General features: G+C 61.4%; 15 protein-coding genes. 5 read left to right on the forward strand and 10 right to left on the reverse strand.

Translation table 11 applies throughout. The annotated features are described in order from the left end of the window. Positions 1-33: 33 nt before the first annotated feature. The 3 genes from ACYP2Q_RS11530 to ACYP2Q_RS11540 all read left to right on the forward strand — a co-directional run bounded on the left by ACYP2Q_RS11530 (position 34) and on the right by ACYP2Q_RS11540 (position 5,178). Positions 34-1,326 carry a GGDEF domain-containing protein gene (locus ACYP2Q_RS11530; RefSeq protein ID WP_459730553.1) on the forward strand — a complete coding sequence of 431 codons (1,293 nt, stop codon included), beginning with the start codon at positions 34-36 and terminating at the stop codon, positions 1,324-1,326. Between the two features lie 87 nt (positions 1,327-1,413). Beyond that, complete coding sequence (locus tag ACYP2Q_RS11535; protein WP_459730554.1) at positions 1,414-3,210, forward strand: acyl-CoA dehydrogenase C-terminal domain-containing protein; 1,797 nt, start codon at positions 1,414-1,416, stop codon at positions 3,208-3,210. A gap of 189 nt (positions 3,211-3,399) precedes the next feature. Next, a complete protein-coding gene (locus tag ACYP2Q_RS11540; RefSeq protein WP_459730555.1) occupies positions 3,400-5,178 on the forward strand; it encodes an acyl-CoA dehydrogenase C-terminal domain-containing protein in 1,779 nt (592 codons plus the stop codon). Positions 5,179-5,420: 242 nt separating this feature from the next. Here ACYP2Q_RS11540 and ACYP2Q_RS11545 read toward each other — a convergent pair whose 3' ends face one another. Continuing rightward, positions 5,421-6,350, reverse strand: coding sequence for a LysR family transcriptional regulator (locus tag ACYP2Q_RS11545; RefSeq protein ID WP_459730556.1), 930 nt, complete (start codon positions 6,348-6,350; stop codon positions 5,421-5,423). A gap of 169 nt (positions 6,351-6,519) precedes the next feature. Between ACYP2Q_RS11545 and ACYP2Q_RS11550 the strand changes: the two genes are divergently transcribed. Together ACYP2Q_RS11550 and ACYP2Q_RS11555 are read left to right on the forward strand one after the other, a co-directional pair. Next, positions 6,520-7,803, forward strand: coding sequence for an aspartate aminotransferase family protein (locus ACYP2Q_RS11550; RefSeq protein WP_459730557.1), 1,284 nt, complete (start codon positions 6,520-6,522; stop codon positions 7,801-7,803). 209 nt (positions 7,804-8,012) lie between these two features. Continuing rightward, entirely contained in the window at positions 8,013-8,171 is a 159-nt protein-coding gene (locus ACYP2Q_RS11555; RefSeq protein ID WP_003228885.1) for a YqaE/Pmp3 family membrane protein, read from the forward strand. Between the two features lie 5 nt (positions 8,172-8,176). Here the strand turns inward: ACYP2Q_RS11555 and ACYP2Q_RS11560 are convergent, their stop codons facing one another. From ACYP2Q_RS11560 to ACYP2Q_RS11600, 9 genes are all read right to left on the reverse strand, one after another. Further along, positions 8,177-10,003: a S9 family peptidase gene (locus tag ACYP2Q_RS11560; RefSeq protein ID WP_459730558.1), complete on the reverse strand. Its 1,827-nt coding sequence runs from the start codon at positions 10,001-10,003 to the stop codon at positions 8,177-8,179. Beyond that, entirely contained in the window at positions 9,969-11,120 is a 1,152-nt protein-coding gene (pqqE, locus tag ACYP2Q_RS11565) for a pyrroloquinoline quinone biosynthesis protein PqqE (RefSeq protein WP_459730559.1), read from the reverse strand. The genes ACYP2Q_RS11560 and pqqE overlap by 35 nt, the downstream gene beginning before the upstream one ends. Continuing rightward, a complete protein-coding gene (pqqD, locus tag ACYP2Q_RS11570; protein WP_274077743.1) occupies positions 11,113-11,388 on the reverse strand; it encodes a pyrroloquinoline quinone biosynthesis peptide chaperone PqqD in 276 nt (91 codons plus the stop codon). The genes pqqE and pqqD overlap by 8 nt, the downstream gene beginning before the upstream one ends. Further along, on the reverse strand, positions 11,385-12,137 hold the full coding sequence (gene pqqC / locus ACYP2Q_RS11575) for a pyrroloquinoline-quinone synthase PqqC (RefSeq protein ID WP_459730560.1): 753 nt from the start codon (positions 12,135-12,137) through the stop codon (positions 11,385-11,387). Before pqqC ends, pqqD begins: the two co-directional genes overlap by 4 nt. A 126-nt stretch (positions 12,138-12,263) precedes the next feature. Then, positions 12,264-13,175: a pyrroloquinoline quinone biosynthesis protein PqqB gene (pqqB, locus tag ACYP2Q_RS11580; RefSeq protein WP_459730561.1), complete on the reverse strand. Its 912-nt coding sequence runs from the start codon at positions 13,173-13,175 to the stop codon at positions 12,264-12,266. A gap of 81 nt (positions 13,176-13,256) precedes the next feature. After that, positions 13,257-13,331 carry a pyrroloquinoline quinone precursor peptide PqqA gene (gene pqqA / locus ACYP2Q_RS11585; protein ID WP_003444522.1) on the reverse strand — a complete coding sequence of 25 codons (75 nt, stop codon included), beginning with the start codon at positions 13,329-13,331 and terminating at the stop codon, positions 13,257-13,259. Positions 13,332-13,487: 156 nt separating this feature from the next. After that, on the reverse strand, positions 13,488-15,920 hold the full coding sequence (gene pqqF, locus ACYP2Q_RS11590) for a pyrroloquinoline quinone biosynthesis protein PqqF (protein WP_459730563.1): 2,433 nt from the start codon (positions 15,918-15,920) through the stop codon (positions 13,488-13,490). Positions 15,921-15,968: 48 nt separating this feature from the next. Further along, a complete protein-coding gene (locus ACYP2Q_RS11595) occupies positions 15,969-16,763 on the reverse strand; it encodes a carbon-nitrogen hydrolase family protein (RefSeq protein ID WP_459730564.1) in 795 nt (264 codons plus the stop codon). Positions 16,764-16,775: 12 nt separating this feature from the next. Continuing rightward, entirely contained in the window at positions 16,776-18,458 is a 1,683-nt protein-coding gene (locus tag ACYP2Q_RS11600) for a flavin monoamine oxidase family protein (protein ID WP_459730565.1), read from the reverse strand. Positions 18,459-18,585: the final 127 nt, after the last annotated feature.

The following is an 18,585-nucleotide window of genomic DNA, read 5'->3' on the forward strand; positions in this document are numbered from 1 at the left end:
CCATCACTGATATGACGGGTCGGAGCCTTACCCTTGCCGCGTTCTTCCCCTGCACGTGTGAGTCACTTTTTGCCGTCACTGCTGCTGTTGCTGGCGGGGCTCGCGGCTGCCTACATCAGGGAGCTGAACGTGTTCTTCACGTCGCTGTTCCAAGTGCTTCCGACCCTGGTGCTGTTGCTCGGCGGCGCCTATTGCGCGGTCTACCGGCGCCAGCGCGAGCTGTTTCTGATGGTCACGGTGTACATCGCCTACTTCCTGCTCGATACCCAGACCGATTACTACCGCGACAACGGCAAGGTGCGTGACGACGCCGCGGTGGTTTTTCATTTGTGTTGCCTGCTGTTGCCGTTGCTGTTCGGCGTGTTCGCCGCGTGGCAGGAGCGTACGCATCTGTTCCAGGACATGGTCGCCCGTTTCGCCGTGTTGCTGGCCGTGGGTAGCGTGGCCTTGGCCCTTGAACAAAGTTACCCGCAGGCGTTGCTGGTGTGGCTGGCGGAGATTCGCTGGCCTGCCTTGCACGGCGCCTGGATGAGCCTGATCCAGCTGTCGTATCCGGTGTTCATCGCAGCGTTCCTGCTGCTGGCCTATCAGTACTGGCGCCACCCCAGACCCCTGCATGCGGCACAGTTGGTGGGAGTGCTGGGGCTGTTCTGGATGTTGCCGAAAACCTTCATCCTGCCCTTCACCCTGAACATCATGTGCAGCCAGGTGATGCTGATGATCGCGGCCGCTGTGGCCCATGAGGCCTATCAAATGGCCTTCCGCGACGAACTGACCGGGCTGCCGGGGCGTCGTGCGTTGAATGAACGCATGCAGCGCCTGGGGCGCAACTATGTGCTGGCCATGAGTGACGTCGACCACTTCAAGAAATTCAACGACACCCACGGGCACGACGTGGGTGATCAGGTGCTGCGACTGGTCGCCAGCAAACTGTCGAAAATCGGCGGGGGCGGTAAGGCGTATCGCTATGGCGGTGAGGAATTCGCCCTGGTGTTTGCAGGCAAGACCTTAGACGAGTGCATGCCGCACCTGGAGGTCATTCGCGAGTCCATCGCCACCTACAACATTCATCTGCGCAATCAGGACAGCCGTCCACAGGATGACAATCAGGGCCGCCAGCGCCGAGCGGGCACCAGTGCCTCGAGTGTGTCGGTGACGGTCAGCATCGGCGTTGCCGAACGCGTGGAGCAACGCGCGCCAGAGCAAGTGCTCAAGTCCGCGGACGAGGCGCTCTACAGCGCCAAGGGCGCCGGGCGCAACTGTGTGATGGCGTTCGGTCAGACCCGCCGTGGCGCGGTGCGCATGGACGCCGCTACGGTTGAGTGATGACGGCGCATTCAGCGTCTGGACTGTGATTGTGAAGGGTGGGTCGGCGGCAGTAGGTTGGAGCAATCTGCTGCCGGAGAAATGACCATGCCCGACTACAAGGCTCCCCTGCGCGACATGCGCTTTCTGATTGACCACGTCTTCGATTTTCACAGCAACTACGCCGCCCTCGGCGCCACCGATGCCAGCCCGGACATGATCAATGCGATCCTCGAAGAGGGCGCACGGTTCTGTGAGAACGTGCTGTCGCCGCTCAACCGCAGTGGCGACGAAGAGGGCTGCCATTTCGACAACGGCGTGGTCACGACGCCTGCAGGTTTCAAGCAGGCTTTCGCCCAATACGTCGAGGGCGGCTGGCACGGCCTGGCGGCTGATCCGGCGTACGGCGGCCAGGGTCTGCCCAGCTCACTGGGGCTGGTCATCAGCGAAATGGTCGGTTCCAGCAACACGTCCTGGGGCATGTACCCCGGCCTGACGCACGGCGCCATGTCGGCGATCCACGCCCATGGCACCGACGAGCAGAAACACACCTACCTGAGCAAACTCACCGCCGGCCAATGGACCGGCACCATGTGCCTGACCGAAGCCCATTGCGGCACCGACCTGGGCATCATCAAGACCCGTTCCGTGCCTCAGGCCGACGGCAGCTACGCGATCTCCGGCAGCAAAATCTTCATCTCCGCCGGCGAGCACGACATGAGCGCCAACATCATTCACCTGGTACTGGCGAAACTGCCGGATGCGCCGGCCGGGACCAAAGGCATCTCGCTGTTCATCGTGCCCAAGTTCCTCCCCGGTGCCGACGGTGAGGCGGGCGAGCGCAATGGCGTTTCCTGCGGCTCCATCGAGCACAAGATGGGGATCAAGGCCTCGGCCACCTGCGTGCTGAACTTCGACGGGGCCAAGGGCTTTCTGATCGGGGAGGCGAACAAGGGCCTCAACTGCATGTTCACCATGATGAATCACGCACGCCTGGGCACCGGCATGCAGGGGTTGTGTCTGGGCGAAGCCAGTTTCCAGGGCGCGATCAAGTACGCCAACGACCGTTTGCAGATGCGCGCGCTGACAGGCCCAAAGGCGCCGGAAAAAGCCGCTGACCCGATCATCGTGCATCCGGACGTGCGCCGGATGTTGCTGACCATGAAAGCCTTCAACGAAGGCAACCGGGCTCTGACTTACTTCACCGCGCAACTGCTCGACGTGGCGCACCTGAGCGCGGATGCAGCGGTGCGCCAGGACGCCGAAGACCTGTTGGCCTTCCTGACGCCGATCTGCAAAGCCTTCATGACCGAGACCGGGCTGGAAGTGACCAACCACGGCATGCAGGTGTTTGGTGGTCATGGCTTCATTCGTGAATGGGGCATGGAACAGCTGGTTCGTGACTGCCGCATCGCGCCGATCTATGAGGGCACCAACGGCATCCAGGCGCTGGACCTGCTCGGGCGTAAAGTCCTCGGCAGCCAGGGCAAGCTGCTGCGCGGTTTTACCAAAATCGTCCACAAGTTCTGCGCGGCGAACGCCGGGCATCCGCAGTTGGCCAGTTATGTGGCGCAACTCGACGAGCTCAATCAGCAGTGGGGCGAACTGACCACCCGGATCGGCATGGCCGCAATGAAAAACCCGGATGAAGTCGGCGCCGCGTCGGTGGATTACCTGATGTACAGCGGTTACATCATCCTCGGCTATTTGTGGTTGCGCATGGCGCTGGTGGCTCAGGCGCAGCTGGATTCGGGTAGCAGTGATGCCGATTATTGCCAGGGCAAGCTCGCCACCAACGAGTTTTACTTCAAGCGATTGCTGCCGCGTACTGCCGCTCATCGGGCAGCCATCGAGGCAGGCAGTGATTGCCTGATGAAACTGCCTGCGGAACTGTTCGCGCTTTAGTCTTTTAAAATGAATCACAAAGAAAGCCCGCGTAACTGCGGGCTTTTTTATGACCAAATAGTCAGTGACTAAACATTACAAAACGGTCACTGGCTGACCCTATGTGTCGCAAAAGTTGTTGGGTTACACTCGGACCCAACGAAAAAATCACTCCTACGATTCACCTGTTTAGATCTTGCGAGGTTTGCCATGGCTGACTACAAAGCGCCCCTGCGCGATATGCGCTTCGTCCTCAATGAAGTTTTCGAGGTCGCCAAACTCTGGGCCGAGCTGCCAGCGCTGGCCGAGACCGTTGATGCGCAAACGGTTGAAGCCATTCTCGAAGAAGCCGGCAAGGTCACCAGCAAAAGTATCGCACCCCTGAGCCGTGCCGCTGACGAAGAAGGTTGCCACTGGGCGGACGGTGCAGTCACCACCCCGGCCGGTTTCCCACAGGCTTACCAGACCTACGCTGAAGGCGGTTGGGTCGGTGTCGGTGGCGATCCGGCCTACGGCGGCATGGGCATGCCCAAGGCCGTTTCGGCCCAGGTCGAAGAAATGGTCAACTCGGCCAGCCTCTCGTTCGGTCTGTACCCGATGCTGACCGCTGGCGCCTGCCTGTCGATCAACGCCCACGCCAGTGAAGAACTGAAGGCGGCGTATCTGCCGAACATGTACGCCGGTGTGTGGGCCGGTTCCATGTGCCTGACCGAGCCACACGCCGGTACCGATCTTGGGATCATCCGCACCAAGGCCGAGCCTCAGGCCGACGGTTCCTACAAGGTCAGCGGCACCAAGATCTTCATCACCGGTGGCGAACACGACCTGACCGAAAACATCATCCACCTGGTGCTGGCCAAACTGCCGGATGCGCCGGCCGGACCAAAAGGGATTTCGCTGTTCCTGGTGCCCAAGTTCATGGTCAATGCCGACGGCAGCCTGGGCGCGCGCAATCCGGCAAACTGCGGTTCGATCGAGCACAAGATGGGCATCCAGGCCTCTGCGACCTGCGTGATGAACTTCGACGAAGCAGTGGGTTACCTGGTCGGCGAGCCGAACAAGGGCCTGGCGGCGATGTTCACCATGATGAACTACGAGCGTCTGGGCGTTGGCATCCAGGGCCTGGCCACCGGCGAGCGCTCCTACCAGAATGCCGTGGAATACGCCCGTGATCGTCTGCAAAGCCGTTCGCCAACCGGTGCACAGAACAAGGACAAGGTCGCCGACCCGATCATCGTCCACCCGGACGTGCGTCGCATGTTGCTGACCATGAAAGCTGCGAACGAAGGCGGCCGTGCCTTCTCCACCTACGTGGCCATGCAACTGGACACCGCCAAGTTCAGCGAAGACGCCACCACCCGCAAGCGCGCGGAAGACCTGGTGGCCTTGCTGACCCCGGTGGCCAAGGCGTTCCTCACCGATCTCGGCCTGGAAACCACGGTTCACGGTCAGCAGGTATTCGGCGGCCACGGCTACATCCGTGAATGGGGCCAGGAGCAACTGGTGCGTGACGTGCGCATCACCCAGATCTACGAAGGCACCAACGGCATCCAGGCGCTGGACCTGGTCGGACGCAAGATCGTCGGCACGGGTGGTGCGTTCTACAACCTGTTCGCCGACGAGATTCGTCACTTCACCGCCACCGCCAGCGCGGACCTGGCAGAGTTCACCAAGCCGCTGAACGATGCAGTGACTACCCTCGACGAACTGACCTCGTGGCTGCTGGACCGGGCGAAGAACAACCCGAATGAAATCGGCGCGGCATCGGTCGAGTACCTGCAGACTTTCGGTTACGTGGCTTATGCCTACATGTGGGCGTTGATGGCCAAGGCCGCCCTGGGCAAAGAAACCCAGGACGATTTCTACGCCAGCAAACTGGGCACCGCACGCTTCTATTTCGCCCGCTTGCTGCCGCGGATTCATTCGCTGAGCGCGTCGGTGAAGGCCGGTAGCGAATCGCTGTTCCTGCTGGATGCCGGGCAATTCTGATGTTGTAACCTAATGTAAGCATTCTCTTACATGACGTACTGCTGTTCTCCCATAGTCGGAAATTGGATCCACAGCTAATCTACTTCTCATGGACGTAGCGCAGGAAGCGCAAAGTAACAACACGGACACGTAGGATTCTGCCAGGACGGCGGAGTGAAATGGATGTCAGGGAAACAGTCTGCAAAGCCCCGCTTCGGCGGGGTTTTCTTTGGCCTTGAGAAAAGTGTTCTCGAGAAAAGTGTTCAGCTCAGGCCATCCAGTGCAGGCGGGCTGTTCAAGCGCTCATCCGGCCGATTGATCACCTCCTCCAGTAACGTGCGCAGCAAGGCCAGCGAGGCCTGTTGCCGTTGCACATCGCGACAGACCAACCCGACTTTCAGCGGCACCCGCGGCTCGCTCAGGGGTTTCCACAACAATTGCTGGTTGCCATGGGTCTTCTGCGAGCGTCCGGGCAGCACCGTCGCCAGCCGCGTGTGCGGAAGACTGTCGAGAATGCCGGCCATATTGTTCAACTCGGCCTGCACCTGCGGACGTCGTCCGAGGCTGGCCAGCTGCGCCTGCCAGATCTGCCGTATCTGAAACTCTTCGCCCAGCAACAACATCGGCAATTCCGCGGCCTGGCTCATGGAGACTTTCTTGAATTCGCGCAAAGGATGGTCACTCGGGATGACGAGCGTCAGTTCATCTTCGTACAACATCACCCCATGCAAGCCCGGCTGACGAGGCGGCAAGTAGCCAATGCCAATGTCCAGCGAGCCATTGAGCAGGCGTCGCTCGATTTCCAGCCCGGTCAGTTCATAGATCTGCACCACCAGATGGGGCTGCGCCTTACGCACCCGTTCGAGCATTTGTGGCACCAGGCTGGTATGGACCGTTTGCAGTACGCCAATGGCCAGGGTGCGCAGCGCATGCCCCTTGAAATTGCCCAGTGCTTCCCGTGCCCGTTGCAGGCCATCGAGCAAGGGCAGGGCATGGTTGTACAGCGTATGGGCCGCCAGGGTCGGCAGCAGGCGTTTGCTGCTGCGTTCGAACAGGCTCACATCGAGGCTTTGTTCGAGGTGGCGGATCTGCTGGGACAGCGCCGGCTGTGAGATGGACAGCCGTTCGGCAGCCCGGCCCACATGGCCCTCTTCATAGACAGCGACGAAGTAACGCAGTTGCTTGAAATCCATAAGTAATGCTTATCGAAAATGCTGGTAAATCGAAATGGCTCATCGCCTCGCCTGGGCCTAGTCTAACCGCATTCACAAGGCTTACAGGGCCCCGGAACGCGATGAACACCCTTTGCTTCGACGGCATTTGCATAGGTAACGCAAAAAACCTTCTGCGAGGGTTGAACCCATGAACCTGTTCAGCCTGCGTCGGCAATCGCCAAGCCTCGATGATTTGCTGGCGCACGATTGCTCCCCGGTCAGGGACGACAATCTTTGCAGCGAGTGCCTGATGCCCAGTGTCGATCGGCCCAAGCAGGTGTTTGTCCGTGGCCAGGGTTCCTGGTTGTGGGACAGCGATGACCGTGCCTATCTGGATTTCTCCCAGGGCGGCGGCGCCAACAGCCTCGGCCACAGCCCCAAGGCACTGGTGAATGCCATTACCGCGCAGGCGCAAGCGCTGATCAATCCCGGTTTCGGCTTGCATAACCGCGGCATGCTCAACCTCGCCCAGCGACTGTGTGCCAGCACTGGCAGCGACCAGGCGTATTTGCTCAATAGCGGCAGCGAGGCCTGTGAAGCAGCAATCAAGCTGGCACGCAAATGGGGTCAACGGCATCGCGGCGGCGCTTCGCGGATCATCGTTGCCCATCAGGCTTGCCATGGCCGCAGCCTGGGGACGATTTCGGCGTCGGACAGCTCGGCCCTGATCAACCGTTTTGAGCCACAGCTCCCGGGCTTCAGCCGCGTTCCCTTCAATGATCTCGCGGCGCTGCATGCGGCGGTGGATGAACGGACCGTGGCGATCATGCTCGAGCCGATCCAGAGCGAAGCCGGGGTGATTGCGGCCACTGGGCATTACCTCAAAGGAGTCGAGCGCCTGTGTCGCGAGCTGGGCATCCTGTTGATCTTCGACGAAGTGCAAACCGGTGTCGGTCGCTGTGGCAGCTTGCTGGCAGAGCAGTCCTACGGCGTGCGCGCAGATATCGTCGTGCTCGGCAAAGGGCTTGGCGGTGGCGTGCCGGTAGCGGCGCTGCTGGCGCGGGGCAAGGCCTGCTGCATCGAGGCGGGCGAAATGAGCGGCACCCATCATGGCAATGCGCTGCTTACCGCCGCAGGCCTGGCGGTGCTCGACAGCGTGCAGGACAAGGGTTTTCTGGAGCATGTCGGGGAAATGGCCCAGCACCTGTGCGAAGGCCTGCAGCGCTTGTCCCATCGTTATGGCCACGGCGAATTGCGCGGACAAGGGCTGCTCTGGGGAATGACCCTGTCCGACGACTCGGCCGACGCCGTGGTCAAGGCCGCGTTGTATGAAGGGCTGTTGCTCGATGCGCCGCAAGCCGACTGCCTGCGTTTCACCCCGGCGCTGACGGTGAGCAAAGCCAATATCGATGAAATGCTGCTGCGCCTGGCCCGAGCCTTCTCCCGCGTGCGCACCGCGCAGTTGCAATGCCGCAAAGGGATCGCCGTCTAGGCAGGTCCCACGAATTCCCGAACCGTCTCGCGGTATAACGCACGCCCCACGCCTGATTCTTTTGGCGTGGGGCGTTTTTTTGTGGCTGTGCATCGTTCAGAAACATGGCCTGGATACACTGGCGGGAAAATCGGGCTGAACCCTGACCAACGGTACAGGTCGATTGGTTATGGGCTCGGGTGAGCCCACTTCAATCAGGAGCTGCTTATATGGACTTTATTCGCATCATCATCGCCATTCTGTTACCGCCACTGGGCGTGTTTCTGCAAGTGGGATTCGGCGGAGCGTTCTGGCTGAACATTCTGCTGACGCTGTGCGGCTACATTCCCGGGATCGTGCATGCGGTGTACATCATCGCCAAGCGCTGAGAAATTCAGTTTGCGGACGCAATAACCCGCCGATAGAACAACCATTCCTGCTCCAGCGCATGGGCCTGGTTACCGGCTTTGCGAAAGCCGTGGCGTTCGTCGGCATAGTAATGGGCTTGGACCAGAATACCGTTGTGCTGCAGGGCCTCGACCATGTCGCGGGTCTGCTGCGGCACGACCACGGCATCCAGCTCGCCTTGAAAGAAGATCACCGGCACGCGAATGTTGCTGGCATGCAATAACGGCGTGCGTGCGGCGTAGCGATCGGCATCCTCTTGCGGATCACCGATCAGCCAATCCAGGTAGTCGCCTTCGAACTTGTGCGTCGCCCGGCCCAGCGCCACCGGGTCGCTGACCCCATAAAGACTGGCGCCGGCACGAAACACCTGATGGAACGCCAGCGCGCACAGCGCGGTGTAGCCACCGGCGCTGCCACCGCGAATGAAGGCCTTGGCGCCGTCGATCAAACCCCGTTCCGCGAGGTGGCTGACCACCGCGCAAGCGTCTTCGACATCGACTTCCCCCCAGCGCAGATGCAAGGCCTGACGATAGGCCCGGCCGTAACCGCTGCTCCCGCGATAATTGAGATCGGCCACGGCGAAACCGCGTTGCGCCCAGTACTGGATGCGCGGATCGAGCATCGGATAGCACGCCGAAGTCGGGCCACCATGGATGAATACCACGAGTGGCGGCTTGGCGTCGCCGGTCATCGCCGGGTAGAAAAAGCCGTGGGCTTCACCCGAACCGCTTGGGTAGCGCAGGGTTTGCGGGCGACTGATTTGCTCGGCGGGCAGCGGCGTAATGCCGCCTGCGAGGACCTTCACCTGGCGGGTCTGGCGATCGATGGCGATCACCGCCGATGAACTGACGGGGGACGCCGCGATGCAGTAGATGAACTGCTCATCCACGGCAAGATGACGAAAGCGACTGTAGTCGCCGGTAAAGTCGTCGCAGGCGCTGGCGCAAAGCCCCAAACGGCCGAAACCGCCTTCTGTCCAGCTGGCCAGGTAACTGCCTTCGCTCAATGGTAACCAGGTGCAGCCGCCCAGTTGCCAGGGCGCCGGGCCGTGGTCGGCGGCGGCGCTTGGCAATGGACTCAGGCTGTCGGCCGATTCCACCCAAGGCTGCCAGTAACCAGCGCGATCGGTCAGGCAGTACAAACGGCCGTTACCATCGAAGCGCGGTTGTTGCAGCGACTCTTGCGCCTGGTCGCCGGCCACGCAACAGGGCGCAGCAAAACCGCCATCACCCTGGCGTTGGGCGACCATCAAGCGGGTCGCGGTCCACGGCTGATCTGGCCGACTCCACTCGATCCAGGCCAGTCGTTGCCCATCGGGACTCAAGGTCGGTGCGGCGTAGAAGTCCGCGCCTTCGGCCAGCAAATGCCGCGTGCCATCCGCCAGGTCGATCGCCACCAGGCGGTGTTCATTGCGGTTTTCCTCGACCGCCAGCACCTGGCCATGGGCGAATTGCAGATCGCCGTATCGACACACGCCGGACGTCAGCACCTGGAGCGTCTCGCCTTGCAACGATTGGCGATACAGCTGCTGATCGGCTTCATTGACGAACACCACGCCGGCGTCGGTCAGGCAAAACGCACCGCCGCCATATTCGTACACCCGACTACGCACGCTGAACGGCGGGGGCGTCAGGCAGTGGGCCACGCCATCACGCCAGTGCCAGATCCGACACGCGGCATCTTCCGGGCGGTATTCGTTCCAGAACAAGCCATGGGCGCCGACCTGCAGTTCGGCAAAGTCGATGCCGGCCGCGACGGCGTTGGCGGCGCTGAAGGGTTCAGCTCTTGGCGATGAGGCGTGAGTTTCGTTCATTGCGAAAGGCCAGTTGTTCAATGGTCTGGGTCGCGTGTTCCGCCTCTTCACGGGCCTTGAGGATCACGCCGTGTTGAGGCGACTTGCTGCACACCGGGTCAGCGTTGCTCGCATCACCCGTGAGCATGAATGCCTGGCAGCGGCAGCCGCCGAAGTCCTTTTCCTTCTCGTCGCATGAGCGGCACGGCTCGGGCATCCAGTCGTAACCGCGAAAGCGGTTGAAGCCGAACGAGTCGTACCAGATGTGCTGCATGCTGTGGTCGCGTACGTTGGGAAACTGCACCGGCAGCTGTCGGGCGCCGTGACAGGGCAGGGCGGTTCCGTCCGGCGTCACCGTCAGGAAAATACTGCCCCAGCCATTCATGCAGGCTTTCGGGCGTTCTTCGTAGTAGTCCGGCGTCACGAAAATGAGCTTGCAGGGATGACCTTCGGCTTCGAGTCTGGCGCGGTATTCATTGGTGATGCGTTCGGCGCGAACCAGTTGCTCTTTGGTCGGCAATAGCCCAACGCGATTGAGCTGCGCCCAGCCGTAGAACTGGCAGGTGGCGAGTTCGACGAAGTCGGCTTCCAGGGCGATGCACAGCTCGATGATGCGGTCGATCTTGTCGATGTTGTGCCGATGGGTCACGAAGTTCAGCACCATCGGATAACCATGGGCTTTGACTGCGCGGGCCATTTCGAGTTTTTGCGCGAAGGCCTTTTTCGAGCCCGCCAGCAGGTTGTTCACCTGCTCGTCGCTGGCCTGGAAACTGATCTGGATATGATCGAGCCCGGCCTTCTTGAAGTCGCTGATTTTCTGCTCGGTCAGGCCGATGCCGGAGGTGATCAGGTTGGTGTAGAAACCCAGTTTGCGCGCCTCGGCGATCAGCTCGGCAAGGTCCTGGCGCACCAGCGGTTCGCCGCCGGAAAAACCCAACTGCGCCGCGCCCATCTCCCGTGCTTCACGGAACACCTTGAGCCATTGTTCGGTGCTGAGCTCTTTGCCTTGTTCGGCAAAATCCAGCGGATTGGAGCAGTACGGGCATTGCAGCGGGCAGCGGTAGGTCAGCTCGGCCAGCAGCCACAGCGGCAGGCCGATTTCGGGTGTGGGCGGTACTTGCCTGGATGAGTCAGGCAAGTTCGATCCAGTGCTGCGCACGGGCAACCTCCATGAATTGCTCGATGTCGTCAGCGAGTTCGGGCACGCCAGGGAACTGCGTGTCGAGCTCGTTGATAATCGCGGCGACGTCGCGCTCGCCGTCGATCAGGCCGCCGATCAGCGCGGCGCTTTCATTGAGCTTGATCATGCCTTCGGGATACAGCAGCACGTGGCCTTTCTGCGCCGGCTCGTACTGGAAACGGTAGCCAGGGCGCCAGGTCGGGGTCTTGCTGCGATCGAAACTCATAGGGTAATTCCTTTGTGCCAGACCCGTTGATCGGTGACGCTGTGATACGGCGGGCGATTGAGTTCGTAAGCCATGCTCATGGCATCGAGCATGCTCCAAAGAATGTCCAGTTTGAACTGGAGAATTTCCAGCATGCGCTCCTGGCCTTCCCGGGTCTTGTAGTGCTCGAGCGTGATTGCCAGGCCGTGCTCGACATCGCGCCGCGCCTGACCCAGGCGAGTGCGGAAATATTCGTAGCCGGCAGGGTCGATCCATGGGTAATGCTGCGGCCAACTGTCCAGGCGTGACTGGTGGATCTGCGGTGCGAACAGTTCCGTCAGCGAGCTGCTGGCAGCCTCCTGCCAACTGGCCCGGCGGGCGAAGTTGACGTAGGCGTCGACGGCGAATCGCACACCGGGCAGCACCAGTTCCTGGGAGCGCAATTGGTCCGGGTCGAGGCCGACGGCCTGGCCCAGGCGCAGCCAGGCTTCGATGCCGCCGTCTTCGCCGGGGGCGCCGTCATGGTCCAGCAGGCGCTGAATCCATTCGCGGCGGATCTCGCGGTCCGGGCAGTTGGCCAGGATCGCCGCGTCCTTCAGCGGGATGTTCACCTGATAGTAAAAACGGTTGGCGACCCAGCCCTGGATCTGCTCGCGGGTCGCCCGGCCTTCATACATCGCCACGTGATACGGGTGATAGATGTGGTAATAGGCGCCCTTGGCGCGCAGGGCAGCTTCGAATTCGGCGGGGGACATCGGGGTGTCGGTCATCGGGGTTCTCCGGAGTACAACCGGTGGATTCTTGGGTGCCTGGTCTGGCCTCATCGCTGGCAAGCCAGCTCCTACAGGGTTACGCGGTCACTGTAGGAGCTGGCTTGCCAGCGAAGGGGGCATCCGCTACAACACAATACTCATGCCGTCATACGCCACTTCAACTTCACGCCGCTGCAGCTCCGCCCGCTGCGGCGAATCCTCATCGAGAATCGGGTTGGTGTTGTTGATGTGGATAAGGACCTTGCGCTGATTGGGCAGTTGCTCCAGCACTTCGAGCATGCCACCAGGGCCGTTCTGCGCCAGATGGCCCATCTCCCGGCCGGTGCGGGTGCCAACACCACGGCGCTGCATTTCGTCGTCGTCCCACAACGTGCCATCCACCAACAGGCAATCGCTGGCGGCCATGATCTCCAGCAGCGGCGCGTCGACTTTGCCCAGGCCCGGTGCGTAGAACAGTTTGCCACCCGTATTGAGGTCTTCGACGATCAGGCCAATGTTGTCGCCCGGATGCGGGTCGAAGCGATGCGGCGAGTAGGGCGGGGCGGCGCTGCGCAGCGGCAGTGGGGTGAAACGCAGGTTCGGGCAGGCGGGAACGCTGAAGCTCTGGTCGAGCTCGATGCGGTTCCAGTTCAGGCCGCCGTTCCAGTGGGTCAGCATGTTGAACAGCGGGAAACCGGTGCTCAGGTCTTCGTGGACCATGTCGGTACACCAGACCTGATGCGGGCAACCTTCACGCAACATGAGCAGTCCGGTGGTGTGGTCGATCTGGCTGTCCATCAGGATGATCGCGCTGATCCCGGTATCCCGCAGGGCACGCCCCGGTTGCATGGGCGCGAAGCTTTGCAGCTGGGCACGGATGTCCGGGGAGGTGTTGCACAGCACCCAGTTCACGCCGTCATCGGAAATCGCGATGGACGATTGAGTGCGCGCCTCGGCCCGCAGGCTGCCATTGCGATAACCTGCACAGTTCTCGCAGTTGCAGTTCCACTGTGGAAAACCACCGCCAGCGGCGGAACCCAGGATCTGGACAAACATGGACGCTCCATCATTTCAACGCTGAAAATAAAACGCCTCGGTTAACCGAGGCGTTGTGCTGCATTTCTGCCAAGGCAGAGATCAACGGCTTGCGAAGTACATGGTGACTTCGAAGCCGATACGCAGGTCGGTGTAAGCCGGTTTGGTCCAGGCCATCAGTAGAACTCCTTAAGGTGGGGTGGGACAGCGCTATCCATATGTATAGTCCATCTGCTCGGAGATGTTCCAGATAGTTAGGTTGCTATGTTACTCAAAATTTCACAGGGATTGCCCGTGAAACTTTGAAAAAGCTCCTTACCGTTTGGGTAATGATCATTTTGTCGCTTGCCAGGGCGCACCGGGTGCAGGGCAGTTCGCCAGGCAGCACCAGCCGCCCTCGGCCTGGTTCAAGCGCTGGACCGCGGCCAGCAGTGCGGCGCGGTCGGTCAGGAGAATGGCCTGGGGCAACTGCGCCAGATAATCCGACGGGCGGCCCGCCAATTTACCCTGCCAGAGCAATTCGGCGGCTTGGCTTGTCGTCAGGGTGGCGCTGGAAAACTGATCCGCCAGGGCCTGGCGTTGGCTGATGAAGGCGTTTTCGTCGAGGGCCTGGATCAGCGCCGGCAACCCGTTCAGGAACTGTTCGATGTGCTGCAAGAGCTCCGCAGCGGCCACGTTCGGCGATTGCACACCCATCAGCAGTCCGGTCTGCCCATGGATCTGTCGCAGGGCACTGAACACCGCGTAGCCCAGTTGCAACTCCACCCGCAGGCGCTGATAGAACGGCGTCTGACAGAGATGGGCGAGCAAACGCCAGGCGGCTTCGTCGGCCAGGTCCTGGGTGGCGGTTGGACAGAACAACAGCAGCGCGTGTTCGCTCGAGTCGGTCTCTACGCTGCTCCACAGGTGCTGCGAATGAATTGACGGTGCCGGCGCCAGTTGCGTCTGCGCAGTACCGGGCACTTGACTCAACGCCAGGCCCATGGCCGCTTGGGTCTGGGCAGAAATACCGCTCGCCAGGCCAGTCCAGCATGCACTCGACCACAGTTGTGCCAGGTTGTCCGATTCGGTCGTTGGTTCCAGGCAGTGATCGGGCAGCACCTTGAGTAGCTGTCGAATCGGCATCAAGGCGGGGCGAGCCGGAGATGGCGGTGACAGCGCAGCATCAGGCTGGGTGAGCAGGGTCAGCGCGTGTTCGAGGATGGTCGGCATCGGCGCTTGCAGGCCGGTCATTTTCAACAGCCATTGATTGCCCGATGCGCTGAAGGAAAAGTCCACGCCGGCCTCACCTGCATCTTCGCGCAACGCTTGCAGGGTGTTGTCCAGGCGCGATTGAAGGCTGGCGCCGGGAGCCGCGTCCAGGCGCCAGCGCAAGTACAGCGCAGCTTCAGTGCTGTTATCCGGCAACGCCTGGCTGAACTGCATCGGTGAACGTTCGCGGCGGCTGCGTGAGCGGTCCTGGGCAAAGGTGCGCAGGCCTCGATGGGCACTGGTTTGACCGCGAATCAAGCCGGCCCCTGGAGGCGCAGCTTCGGTGTGCAGGAACGGATTGGGCGCGGGGAGTTGCCACGGGCCGTTGAAGTTATCCACAGCGCCGATTTTTTCCAGAATGACCTTGAGGGCGCTAACACCGATGTCGGATAAGCCTGCTGCGCGCTCTTCGCTGTCCTGCCGAGCCAGTTGCAAGGCGCTGCCTTGTCGACGTTGGCGTAGCGTGGCGTATTCCTCGCGCAACCCGCGCCAGTCTTGCCGGGCGAAAAAGCCCAGCCAGTCCTGCAATTGCTCGCCAATCCCGGTTGCCGGTGCAGCAGGTACATAGACAGGCAGGGTGAACTCAATGTGCAGCAAGGCTTGTCCGGCGAACTGATACAGGGGGCGCGCCTTGAGGTTTTCAACCCGGCCCTGTTTGCGCAGTTCAGCCAGCAGCCCACCGGGTTTCGCGGTGTTCAGCCAGTGACACAGAAAGCCCAGCGCTTCGGCGGATGAGTCGGGCAGCGCTTCAAGGGCAAACAGCAGGTCCAGCCGATGCTCGCCGACCTGTTGATAACTATTGTCCACCCCAGCCATCAACGGTGCAGGGACTTGTTGCGGGACTCCCTCGCCCTTGGCGATGACGTTGTCGAACGCTTCGGCCAATTGCCGCAGCTCTTCAAGGCTCTGGGGGCCGGCAAGGCTCAAGGTCATTTGTCCGGTCTGGTAATAACGCTGGTAAAAATCCTGCAAGGCCTGCTGGAATTCGGGTTGCGACACCGGCAGGCTGTCGCGGTTGCCCGCATGAAAACCGCGCAACGGATGAGCGTCGCCAAGCCCGTCCATCAGTGCCAGTTGTTGCTGCGCCGCGGCATCCTGCGACCAGGCAATGAACTCCGCGTGCAGCACTTCCCGTTCCCGGTGCTGGTCATCCAGACTCATGCGCGGATGGGCGAGCATGTCTGCCAGCCGCTCCAGGCCCTGGGCAAACGATTGGGGTGGCAGCTCGAAAAAGTAATCGGTGGTGCGCTCGCGGGTTTGCGCATTCACCTGGCCGCCGTGGCGCTGGACGAAGGCCATCAGCCCTTGGTCGGCGGCAAAGCGCTCGGTCCCGAGAAACAGCAGGTGTTCGAGAAAGTGCGCCAGGCCTGGCCAGGTCAACGGCACATCATGGCTGCCGGCGGCAACCCGCAACGCCGCCGCACAGCGCTTCAAATCCGGGGCATGACGCAGCGTCACCCGCAAGCCGTTGGCCAGGGTTTCAGTGTGGGGGCGAGGGGAATTCAGCGCAGGCATGAGCACTTCCAGGACAGAGAAGTGCCAATGCTAGCGGATAACGGTGGCTCAGCGCTTGTTCAGCGCGCCGTAAAGCTCGGGGCGGCGATCGATGAGGTAGCGATTGGCGGCGCGGGAGTCGAGCATCAGGTGGCGGTCCAGCTCGCCGACAATCAGCGCTTCATCGAGTCCAGCCTGGGCGATACGGCTGCCATCCGGTGCGGCAATGCTGCTTTGGCCACAGTAGTGGATATCGCCTTCGCTCCCGCAATAGTTGGCATAAGCCACGTAGCACTGATTCTCGTAGGCCCGGGCGCGGACGGTGACGTCAGCGATGAAGTCGAACGGGATCATGTTGGCCGTCGGTACCAGGATCAATTCGGCGCCGGCCAGGGCCAGGCGCCGGGTATTTTCCGGAAACTCGAGGTCGTAACAGATCAGGAAGCCGAGCTTCCAGCCATTGAGTTCAACGATGGGGAAGTCATCCGTGCCGGCGCTGAACATCGAACGGTCGAGGTCACCGAACAGGTGCGTCTTGCGGTAATTGCACAGGCGCTCGCCATGGGCGTCGATCAGTTGCACGGCGTTGTAGATCTGTCCGTCTTCGCAGCGTTCGGGATAGCCATACAGGATGGCGATCCCGGCGGCCTTGGCGATGCGCGCGATCTGTTGCGCCGATTCACCGTTGTGCACCTCCGCCAGTACGCTGACGGCATCGACGCCGATGTTGTAGCCGGTCAGGAACATCTCAGGCAGTACCAGCAAATCGGCGCCCTTTGCCTCCAGCGCCAGCTGATGCAGGCGCTGAAGGTTACCGGCGACATCCAGGGGCAACGGTGGACATTGGTAAAGGGCTACGCGCATTTCGGATTCCTCTTACTCGGGCAGGGCGATCGGGCCGATCTCGTTGAACACATCTCCTGGACCTGGATTCTCGGCGTGAGTTGCACCGCCGAAGTGTTTCATGATGCCCCACACCGCGTTGAGCGAGGTCTGTACCGCGCCTTCGACCCAGGCCGGCGTCCAGGACACGTCGTCGCCGGCGATGAAAATCCCGCGCTGTTCGGCCGGCATGTCGTCCTGCATGAAATGCGCGTACATGCGCTGGTTGTAGCGGTAGTGGCCGGGTAGGGCGCCTTTGAAGGCGCCGAGGAAGTGCGGGTCGGCTTCCCAGGACACAGTGATCGGATCGCCGATGATGCGCGCGGCGATGTCGACTTTCGGGTAGATTTTTTTCAGCGCATCCAGCGCCAGTTTCACGCGCTTTTCCACCGGGTGCGGGAGCATTTTCAACGCGTCGCTCATCCACGAATAGGACAGGCAAATCACCCCGGGCTTGTCGTCGCCGTTATCGAACAGGTAGGTGCCGCGGGTCAGGCGATCGGTGAGGGTCATGCTCATCAGGTCGCGGCCAGTTTCCGGATCCTTGTCTTTCCAGAACGGGCGATCGACCATCACGAAGGTTTTCGACGATTGCATGTAGCGGGTGCGGTCCAGGGCCATCCACATCTTCTGCGAGAACAGGGTTTCGTCGCATTCGATTTGGGTGGTCAGCAGCCAGCTCTGGCAGGTGGTCAGTACCGCGGCGTATTCGCGGGTGTCGCCGTTGTTGTCGGTGACCGCAAAACGGCCGCCCGGCGCGTGGGCGATTTTCTTCACGCCGGAACGTGGCGCACCGCTGTGCAACGACTTGAGGCTGGTGCCCTGCGGCCAGTGCACGCAGCGTTCCGGGACATGGCGCCAGATGCCCTGTGGCACTTGTTCGACGCCACCGACCACCAGGTGCTGGTGATCGTCGCAGTTGGTCATCACTACGCGGAAGATTTCCAGCATCGAGTTGGGAAAGTCCGAGTCCCAGCCACCGGTACCGAAACCAACCTGGCCGAACACTTCACGGTGATGGAACGACAACTTGGCAAAGGCTTTGGAGGTGGCCACGAAATCGTAGAAGGTGCGGTCGTCCCACAGCGGCACGAGGGTGTTCCACAGCTCTTTCAGGCGCGGCACGTCGCGGTCGCGGATGGCTTGCTGGATATCGGAGAACTGCGAGCCCGCTTCCAGGGCATCGGCCCAGGCGTCGGCGACTTCCTGGAACAGTGCAGGAAGATCCGCCAGTTTCTGTGCGTAATGGGTCTTGCCTTCCAGATCGATGACGGTACTGCCGGAGGCAGGTGTCAGCGGGTTGGGAAAGGGTTTTGTCTCAAGGTTCAGTTTGTCGACATAGTGATAGAACGCGGTGGACGACACCGGAAAGCGCATGCCGCCCAGCTCGGCGACGATGCCGTCGGTGCCATTGAACGCCTGGGAGCGCAGTCGGCCACCCAGCTTCGAGGCCTCATAGACCACGGGCTTGAGGCCAAGCTTCATCAGCTCGTACGCGGCCACCAGCCCGGCGATACCGGCGCCGACAATCGCCACTTCGGCACCGTGATGGTGCTGGGGAATGCTGCCCAGCCCGGCCGGGTGCTCGATCCAGTCGTCGAAGGCGAAAGGAAAGTCCGGGCCGAAAATGGTGACTGGTTTTTTACCGTCTGCAGGATGGCGATTGTTCTTGTTCATGTCTGACCTTGCTGTCGACCCGACGCGGAATGCGCATCTGAGTATAGGAAAAGATGCCAGCCATTCTAGAGCGCGCAGAACACGTTAATAAGACGCAAAGTGTCGTCGTTTTGCCATATTACTGATC

The sequence above is a fragment of the Pseudomonas sp. MHK4 genome (genome assembly GCF_054600775.1).

Coding starts and splice junctions, on each gene's coding strand:
- ACYP2Q_RS11600 (WP_459730565.1), bottom strand. CDS start 18,458: ATGAACAAGAACAATCGCCATCCTGCAGACGGTAAAAAACCAGTCACC.
- ACYP2Q_RS11540 (WP_459730555.1), top strand. CDS start 3,400: ATGGCTGACTACAAAGCGCCCCTGCGCGATATGCGCTTCGTCCTCAAT.
- pqqB (WP_459730561.1), bottom strand. CDS start 13,175: ATGTTTGTCCAGATCCTGGGTTCCGCCGCTGGCGGTGGTTTTCCACAG.
- pqqC (WP_459730560.1), bottom strand. CDS start 12,137: ATGACCGACACCCCGATGTCCCCCGCCGAATTCGAAGCTGCCCTGCGC.
- ACYP2Q_RS11550 (WP_459730557.1), top strand. CDS start 6,520: ATGAACCTGTTCAGCCTGCGTCGGCAATCGCCAAGCCTCGATGATTTG.
- pqqD (WP_274077743.1), bottom strand. CDS start 11,388: ATGAGTTTCGATCGCAGCAAGACCCCGACCTGGCGCCCTGGCTACCGT.
- ACYP2Q_RS11535 (WP_459730554.1), top strand. CDS start 1,414: ATGCCCGACTACAAGGCTCCCCTGCGCGACATGCGCTTTCTGATTGAC.
- ACYP2Q_RS11560 (WP_459730558.1), bottom strand. CDS start 10,003: ATGAACGAAACTCACGCCTCATCGCCAAGAGCTGAACCCTTCAGCGCC.
- pqqF (WP_459730563.1), bottom strand. CDS start 15,920: ATGCCTGCGCTGAATTCCCCTCGCCCCCACACTGAAACCCTGGCCAAC.
- ACYP2Q_RS11545 (WP_459730556.1), bottom strand. CDS start 6,350: ATGGATTTCAAGCAACTGCGTTACTTCGTCGCTGTCTATGAAGAGGGC.
- ACYP2Q_RS11595 (WP_459730564.1), bottom strand. CDS start 16,763: ATGCGCGTAGCCCTTTACCAATGTCCACCGTTGCCCCTGGATGTCGCC.
- ACYP2Q_RS11555 (WP_003228885.1), top strand. CDS start 8,013: ATGGACTTTATTCGCATCATCATCGCCATTCTGTTACCGCCACTGGGC.